The sequence below is a fragment of the Kitasatospora nipponensis genome (assembly GCF_039528135.1).
In the GTDB taxonomy this organism is placed as follows: domain Bacteria; phylum Actinomycetota; class Actinomycetes; order Streptomycetales; family Streptomycetaceae; genus Kitasatospora; species Kitasatospora nipponensis.
This window is the reverse complement of sequence record NZ_BAAALF010000117.1, coordinates 1-6010: the sequence shown is the minus strand read 5'-3', so window position 1 is coordinate 6010 and position 6010 is coordinate 1. Positions and strand designations below refer to the sequence as shown.

Annotated in this window: 7 protein-coding genes; 5 read left to right on the top strand and 2 right to left on the bottom strand. The window is 74.6% G+C overall.

All coding sequences use genetic code 11. The features are described 5' to 3' along the window. Positions 1-46 precede the first annotated feature (46 nt). Positions 47-313, bottom strand: a complete 267-nt coding sequence (locus ABD323_RS26705) for a DUF6295 family protein (RefSeq protein ID WP_344444521.1) — start codon at positions 311-313, stop codon at positions 47-49. A gap of 2 nt (positions 314-315) precedes the next feature. Then, positions 316-1059 (bottom strand): dienelactone hydrolase family protein, encoded by a 744-nt coding sequence (locus ABD323_RS26700; protein ID WP_344444520.1) that lies wholly within the window; start codon positions 1057-1059, stop codon positions 316-318. A gap of 138 nt (positions 1060-1197) precedes the next feature. On the opposite strand from ABD323_RS26700, the gene ABD323_RS26695 reads away from it, so the two are divergent. The 5 genes from ABD323_RS26695 to ABD323_RS26675 form a co-directional block, all read left to right on the top strand. Beyond that, positions 1198-1881, top strand: coding sequence for an NADPH-dependent F420 reductase (locus ABD323_RS26695; RefSeq protein ID WP_344444519.1), 684 nt, complete (start codon positions 1198-1200; stop codon positions 1879-1881). A gap of 161 nt (positions 1882-2042) precedes the next feature. After that, complete coding sequence (locus tag ABD323_RS26690) at positions 2043-2999, top strand: TIGR01777 family oxidoreductase (protein ID WP_344444518.1); 957 nt, start codon at positions 2043-2045, stop codon at positions 2997-2999. Positions 3000-3269: 270 nt separating this feature from the next. Then, positions 3270-4286, top strand: a complete 1017-nt coding sequence (locus tag ABD323_RS26685) for an EamA family transporter (protein WP_344444517.1) — start codon at positions 3270-3272, stop codon at positions 4284-4286. Next, on the top strand, positions 4283-5560 hold the full coding sequence (locus ABD323_RS26680) for an ATP-grasp domain-containing protein (protein WP_344444516.1): 1278 nt from the start codon (positions 4283-4285) through the stop codon (positions 5558-5560). Before ABD323_RS26685 ends, ABD323_RS26680 begins: the two co-directional genes overlap by 4 nt. A 51-nt stretch (positions 5561-5611) precedes the next feature. Continuing rightward, positions 5612-6010 (top strand): DUF2000 domain-containing protein (locus ABD323_RS26675; protein WP_344444515.1); only part of this gene is annotated, 399 nt, incomplete at its 3' end.

The window sequence follows — 6010 nt, the reverse complement described above, 5'->3', positions numbered from 1 at the left end:
CGGGGCGGTGGGCCGGTCGGCGCCCGCCGCCTCGACGGCCGCCGGGTCAGAGGGTCAGCTCGGCCGCCGCCGCGTCCAGGGCCAGCTGGATCGCGGCCACCAGCCGGCGGGCGGAGTCGGCGGTCAGCTCGAGGGCGACCCGGGCCGCGGGGCCCTTGCTCGGGTCGGCCAGGTCGATGTTGACGGTGTGCTCGGCCATCGCGTGCACCGGGTGGTCGAAGTAGACCGTCACGTCCGAGACGTGGAACCAGGCGCCGCCCGGGCCCTTGGCGCTGCCGTCGACGACGTCCTTGACGGTCAGGTAGGTGCACATCCTCAGGCCTCCAGGTGCTTCCCGTAGAACGCGGCGATCCGCTCCCAGCCGTCGTTCGCCGCGGCCACGTGGTAGGCCGGGCGGTCGGTGGAGAAGAAGCCGTGCCCGGCGCCCGGGTAGCTGTGGAACTCGTGCTCCTTTCCGTGCGCGGTCAGGATCCGCTCCAGCTCGGCGACCTGCTCGGGCCCGGGGTAGGAGTCCTCGCCGCCGAACAGGCCCAGCAGCGGCGCGCGCAGGGCCGGCAGCTGGTCGACCAGGTTGGTCACCCGCAGCGGGAAGCCCTCCGGCGGCGTGCCGGTGACGAACGCGCCGTAGCAGTCCACGGCGGCGTCCAGGTCCAGCTGACAGGCGGCCAGCACGGCCTGCCGGCCGCCCGAGCAGTAGCCGATCACCCCGACGCGCCCGTTGGAGGTGTCCAGCGCGCGCAGGTGGGCGGCCGCGGCCGCGACGTCGCCGACCAGCCGCTCGTCCGGCACGCCGCCGGCCGCCCGGGAGACGGCGGCCGCGTCGTCCGGCGCCGCCCCGGGGGCCTCGCGGAAGTGCAGGTTGGGGCAGATCGCGTCGTATCCGAGCTCGGCGAACCGGCGGACGATCTCCTTGCTGCCACGGTCGTAACCGGGCATGTGGTGCAGGACGACGACGCCGCCGCGCCGGTTCTCGCCCGTCGGTCGGGCCCGGTAGGCCTCGATCTCGTCGCCGTCGTGTCCGGTGATCCGTACGGTCACCGCGGTGAGGGAATCGCTCATGCGATCAGCTATATCACCGATCGTCACCGCGGCCGGCGGTGGGGTCCTCGGCCGTCCGGTCGCGGTGCCGCACGGCCGGACGGGTGAAATTGACGGTCGGTCAGGAATACCCGGGGCCCCGCGAGCACTGTCACCTGCATGACGACTCTTGGACTGATCGGCAGTGGACTCATCGGCGGCACGCTGGCCCGGCTCGCGGTGGGCGCCGGGATCGACGTGGTGCTCAGCAACTCGCGCGGCCCCGAGACCCTGGCGGACCTGGTGGCCGAGCTCGGCCCGCGGGCCCGGGCGGCCACCCCCGCGGAGGCGGGTGAGGCCGGCGACTGGGTGGTGGTCACGGTCCCCCTGAAGAACTACCTCCAGGTCCCCGTGGCCCCGCTCGCCGGGCGCACCGTGCTGGACACCAACAACTACTACCCCGACCGCGACGGGCACTTCGCCCGGCTCGACTCGGGCGAGACCACCAGCAGCGAGCTCCTCCAGGAACACCTGGGCAGCGCCCGGGTGGTGAAGGCCTTCAACACCATCTACTTCGGCCACCTGACCGCGCTGGCCCGCCCGGCCGGCGCCCCCGACCGCAGCGCCCTGCCGATCGCGGGCGACGACGCCGCGGGCAAGGCGCACGCCGTCACCCTGCTCGACGCCCTCGGCTTCGACGCGGTGGACGCGGGGCCGCTCAGCGAGAGCTGGCGCTTCCAGCCCGACACCCCGGCCTATGGGCTGCCCTACCTGAAGGACGTTCAGCTGCCCATGTCGGAGGACCCGGGCCGCCAGGCCGACATCGCCACCATCCGGGAGGCTCTCGCCGCCGCCACCCGCTGACCCGAGCCGATCGCCGCGCTGACTGCTGACTGCTGACTGCTGACTGCTGACCGCTGCGGCGCTGACCCGACCTGCCCGCTGTCTCCGCCCGTTCCTCCGACCCTCTTTTGAACGCGTTCAACTATCTGGGATACGCTGCCCCCCTACGGAGGGGGAGCGCCATGAAGATCGTGATTCCGGGTGGGACCGGGCAGGTCGGCACCATCCTGGACCGTGCGCTGACCGCGGCGGGCCACCAGGTCGTGGTGCTGACCAGGCGGCCGGTGGGGGAGCGGCAGGTCCACTGGGACGGCGAACGGCTGGGCCCGTGGACCGCGGAGATCGACGGCAGTGACGTCGTGGTCAACCTGGCCGGGCGCAGTGTCAGCTGCCGCTACACCGAGGCCAACCTGCGGGCCATGATGGACTCGCGGGTGCGGTCGACCGAGATCGTCGGCGAGGCGATCGCCGCGGCCGTCCGCCCGCCCAAGGTCTGGCTGCAGATGAGCACCGCCACCGTCTACGCCCACCGCTTCGACGCCGCCAACGACGAGGCGACCGGCGTGGTCGGGGGCGCCGAGGCCGGCGTGCCGGACTACTGGGGCTTCAGCGTGGAGATCGCCCGGGCCTGGGAGCGGGCCCAGCAGCAGGCGGCGACCCCGCACACGCGCAAGGTCGCGCTGCGCAGCGCGATGGTGATGAGCCCCGACCGGGGCGGGGTCTTCGACGTCCTGCTCTGGATGGCCCGGCTCGGCCTGGGCGGCCCGGTCGCCGGCGGCCGGCAGTACGTGTCCTGGATCCACGAGCACGACTTCGTCCGCGCGGTGGAGTTCCTGGTCGACCGGGAGGAGCTGACCGGTCCGGTGAACCTGGCCGCCCCCGAACCGCTGCCCCAGCGCGCCTTCATGCGCGAGCTGCGCGCCGCCCGGGGCGTGCCGGTGGGCCTGCCCGCGACTCGGTGGATGGCCGAACTGGGCGCCCTCGCGCTGCGCTCGGACACCGAACTGCTGCTGAAGAGCCGCCGGGTCGTGCCCGGCCGGCTGCTCGACGCCGGCTTCACCTTCGACCACCCGCACTGGTCGCCCGCCGCCGCCGACCTGGTCCGCCGGCACCGCCGCCGGCCGGGACAGCCGGCCTGACCGTCCGTCAGCTCCCTGCCCGGAGGCGGTCGCCCCGCGTCCCATGCGGCCCCGCGTCCCCGTCCCGTGCCCGCCCGCCCCTTCCCGTTCCCCGCCCCGTCCCCGCCGAGTGACCCTCCTCCCGCACGGCTCGATCCGAGCCACCTCGTGCGGTGGGTTTCGGACATCGGAAGGTCGACGGTTGCCTGGCCGCCGTGTGCATGGCAGCGTTCATGACAGTCCGTCGTCGCGGGCGCGCACCGGCGCGCCCCGAGCCGAGGAGCGGTCGAGATGGGCGCCAACTCCGCACCGAGCACGCGCATCTGGCGCGGCGTGGCGCCCCTGGTCGGCTTCGCGGCCCTCAGCGCCGCCGCGGACGTCTACCTCGGTGCGGAGTTGCAGGCGCACAGCCCGTTCGGCTTCGCCGCCCTCGCCTTCTCGCTCACTGCCGCGTTCTTCCTGGCCCTCACCGTGCTGCGGGCCGGGCCGCGGGCGGTGCTGCGCCCGTTGCTGGCGAACGGCGCCGACGTGCTGGCGATCAACGTCTCCACCGCGGTGGGCTGGCTGACCATGCTGGAGGCGCTGCGACTGCTGGAGCCCGCCGTGGTGAACGTGGCCGTCCTCGCGGCGGGGCCGCCGGCCATGGTGCTGCTCGGGCCGCTGATGCGGCGCGGCACCCGCGCGTCGGCCGGCGAGGTCCGGGCCTCGGTGGGGATCCTCGGCTGCCTGCTGGTGCTCTTCTGGGGAGCGTTGGCCGGCCGCGGCGGGCTGGGTCACGCGCCGGCCGGGCAGGTGCTGGCGGGGATCGCGCTGACCCTGGTCTCCGGGGTCTTCTCGACGGTCAACGTGCTCTGCTCCAAGCGGCTGAGCGAGGCCGGCCACGGCCCGCAGGTCGTGCTGTCGGTGCGCTTCTTCCTGCTGATCGCGGTGGCCCTGGCGGTGGCCCGCACCGAGTCGGCCCCCGACCCGGGCGCCCTGCTGCTGCCGGCGACCCCCTTCGCCGCGCTCGGCGTGGCGCTGCCGCTCTACCTGATCCAGGCCGGGGTGCGCCACACCGAGCCGGTCACCGCCTCGCTGCTGTGCACGCTCTCTCCGCTCTTCACCTTCGTGCTGCAACTGCCCGACCACCGGCTCACCCCCTCGCCGCTGACGCTCGCCTGCATCTGCGTCATCACCGCGCTGGTCGGCGTCGGCCTGCTGCGACGCCCCCGCCCGACCGGCCCGCCCACCGTCCCCGCGCCCGCCGTCCCTGCGCCGGTGCCCGGCCACGACGACCGGCAGGCGACCTCCCAAGGAGACCCGCTGTGACATGCGCCGTGATCGACGCCTACGGCATCGCCCGGTTCCTGCCCGCCGCGCTGCGCCGGCACGGCGTGGAGTGCGTCCACGTCCGCTCCGCGACGCCCGACGTCCACCTCGACTACCGCCCCCAGGACTTCTCGGTCGACCTCGCCGCCGACCCGGACCCGGCGGTGACCGCCGCCCTGCTGCGCGCCGAGGGCGTCGAGTTCGTGGTGGCCGGCGCCGAGTCCGGCGTGCTGCTGGCCGACGCGCTCTCCAGCGAACTCGGCACCCCCGGCAACGGCATGACCCACCCGGCCGCCCGGCGCGACAAGTTCGCCATGGTCGAGGCGGTGGCCGCGGCCGGGATCCCCACCGCGGCCAGCCTCAGCAGCGCGGACGCCGAGCGGACCGTGGCGTGGGCCGCGGAGCTGGGCGAGCCGCCGGTGGTGCTCAAGCCGGTGGCCAGCGCGGGCACCGACAACGTCTACTTCTGCTCCTCCGCCGCGCAGATCCGCGAGGCGCACGCCGCGATCCTGGCGGACACCGACCGCTTCGGACTGCGCAACACCACCGTGCTGGCCCAGCAGTTCCTCGACGGCGCGGAGCACTTCGTCAACACGGTCTCCCGCGACGGGGTCCACCACGTGGTGGAGATCTGGCGCTACAACAAGCGCCCGGCCCCGGGTGGGCGCTCCATCAACGACTTCGACTATCCGCTCGACCTGGACGACCCGACGGCCCGCCGGCTCGCCGCGTACGTCCTGCCGGTGCTCGACGCGCTGGAGATCCGCAACGGCGCCGCCCACACCGAGGTGATGCTCACGGCGCGCGGCCCGGTGCTGGTGGAGTGCGCGGCCCGACTCGGCGGGGCCCAGCTGCCGCACGTGATCTCGCGCTGCCTGGGCATCGACCAGGTGGACGCGCTGGCGCAGGCGATCGCCGCGCCGCACCGGGTGCTGGACGGGACGCTGCCCGCCGCCCGGCGGCTCACCACGTTGCGGTACGTCAACCTGATCAGTCCCGGCGCGGGCGTGGTGCCGAGCGGCGCCGGCTGGGACCGGCTGCGGGCGCTGCCCTCCTACCTCGACATGGTGCTGACCATCCCCGAGGGCGAGCCGGTGGTGCAGACCCTGGACCTGGTCACCTCGCCCGGCTACGTCTACCTCAGCTCCGACGACCCGCGGCAGGTGGCCGCCGACTACCGGCGGCTGCGGGAGCTCGAGCTGGACGGGCTCTACGGCGCGCATGCCGCGGCTCCCGCCCCGGACCCGGCCCCCGCGGCCGCCCCGGTCCGGTAGCGTCACGGCAGGCCACGGCACCGGGCCCGGAGCACAGGGGAGTTGAGGGACATGTCCGAGGAACGGTCCGAGCGGGCGGCGGACGGCGACGGCGACGCCTACGACTACCGGGCCCGGAAGATCACCGCGGTGCTGGCGTCCGACCTCGCCCCCGGCGTCGCGCTGAACGTCCTGGGGCACCTCTCGGTCGCCCTCGGCGCCCACGCGGACGACACGCTGATGGGCCGTCCGCTGCTGCTCGACGGATCGGGCGGCCGGCACCTGGGGATCGCCCGCTACCCCGTCGTGGTCACCCGGGCCAAGCGCGCCCGGATCCGCCGCCTGGTGGACGAGGCGAAGCAGCAGCCGGACCTGCTCTGCTGCGACTACCCCGAGCAGATGCTGACCACCGGCCACGACGTCGAGCTCGCCGCCGCCCTGGCGGCGGGGGGGGGGGGGGGGGGGAGGTGC

Bases quoted from the DNA above. Each gene is read 5' to 3' on its own strand.
- ABD323_RS26705 (WP_344444521.1), bottom strand. From the start codon at position 313: ATGTGCACCTACCTGACCGTCAAGGACGTCGTCGACGGCAGCGCCAAG.
- ABD323_RS26700 (WP_344444520.1), bottom strand. From the start codon at position 1,059: ATGAGCGATTCCCTCACCGCGGTGACCGTACGGATCACCGGACACGAC.
- ABD323_RS26695 (WP_344444519.1), top strand. From the start codon at position 1,198: ATGACGACTCTTGGACTGATCGGCAGTGGACTCATCGGCGGCACGCTG.
- ABD323_RS26690 (WP_344444518.1), top strand. From the start codon at position 2,043: ATGAAGATCGTGATTCCGGGTGGGACCGGGCAGGTCGGCACCATCCTG.
- ABD323_RS26685 (WP_344444517.1), top strand. From the start codon at position 3,270: ATGGGCGCCAACTCCGCACCGAGCACGCGCATCTGGCGCGGCGTGGCG.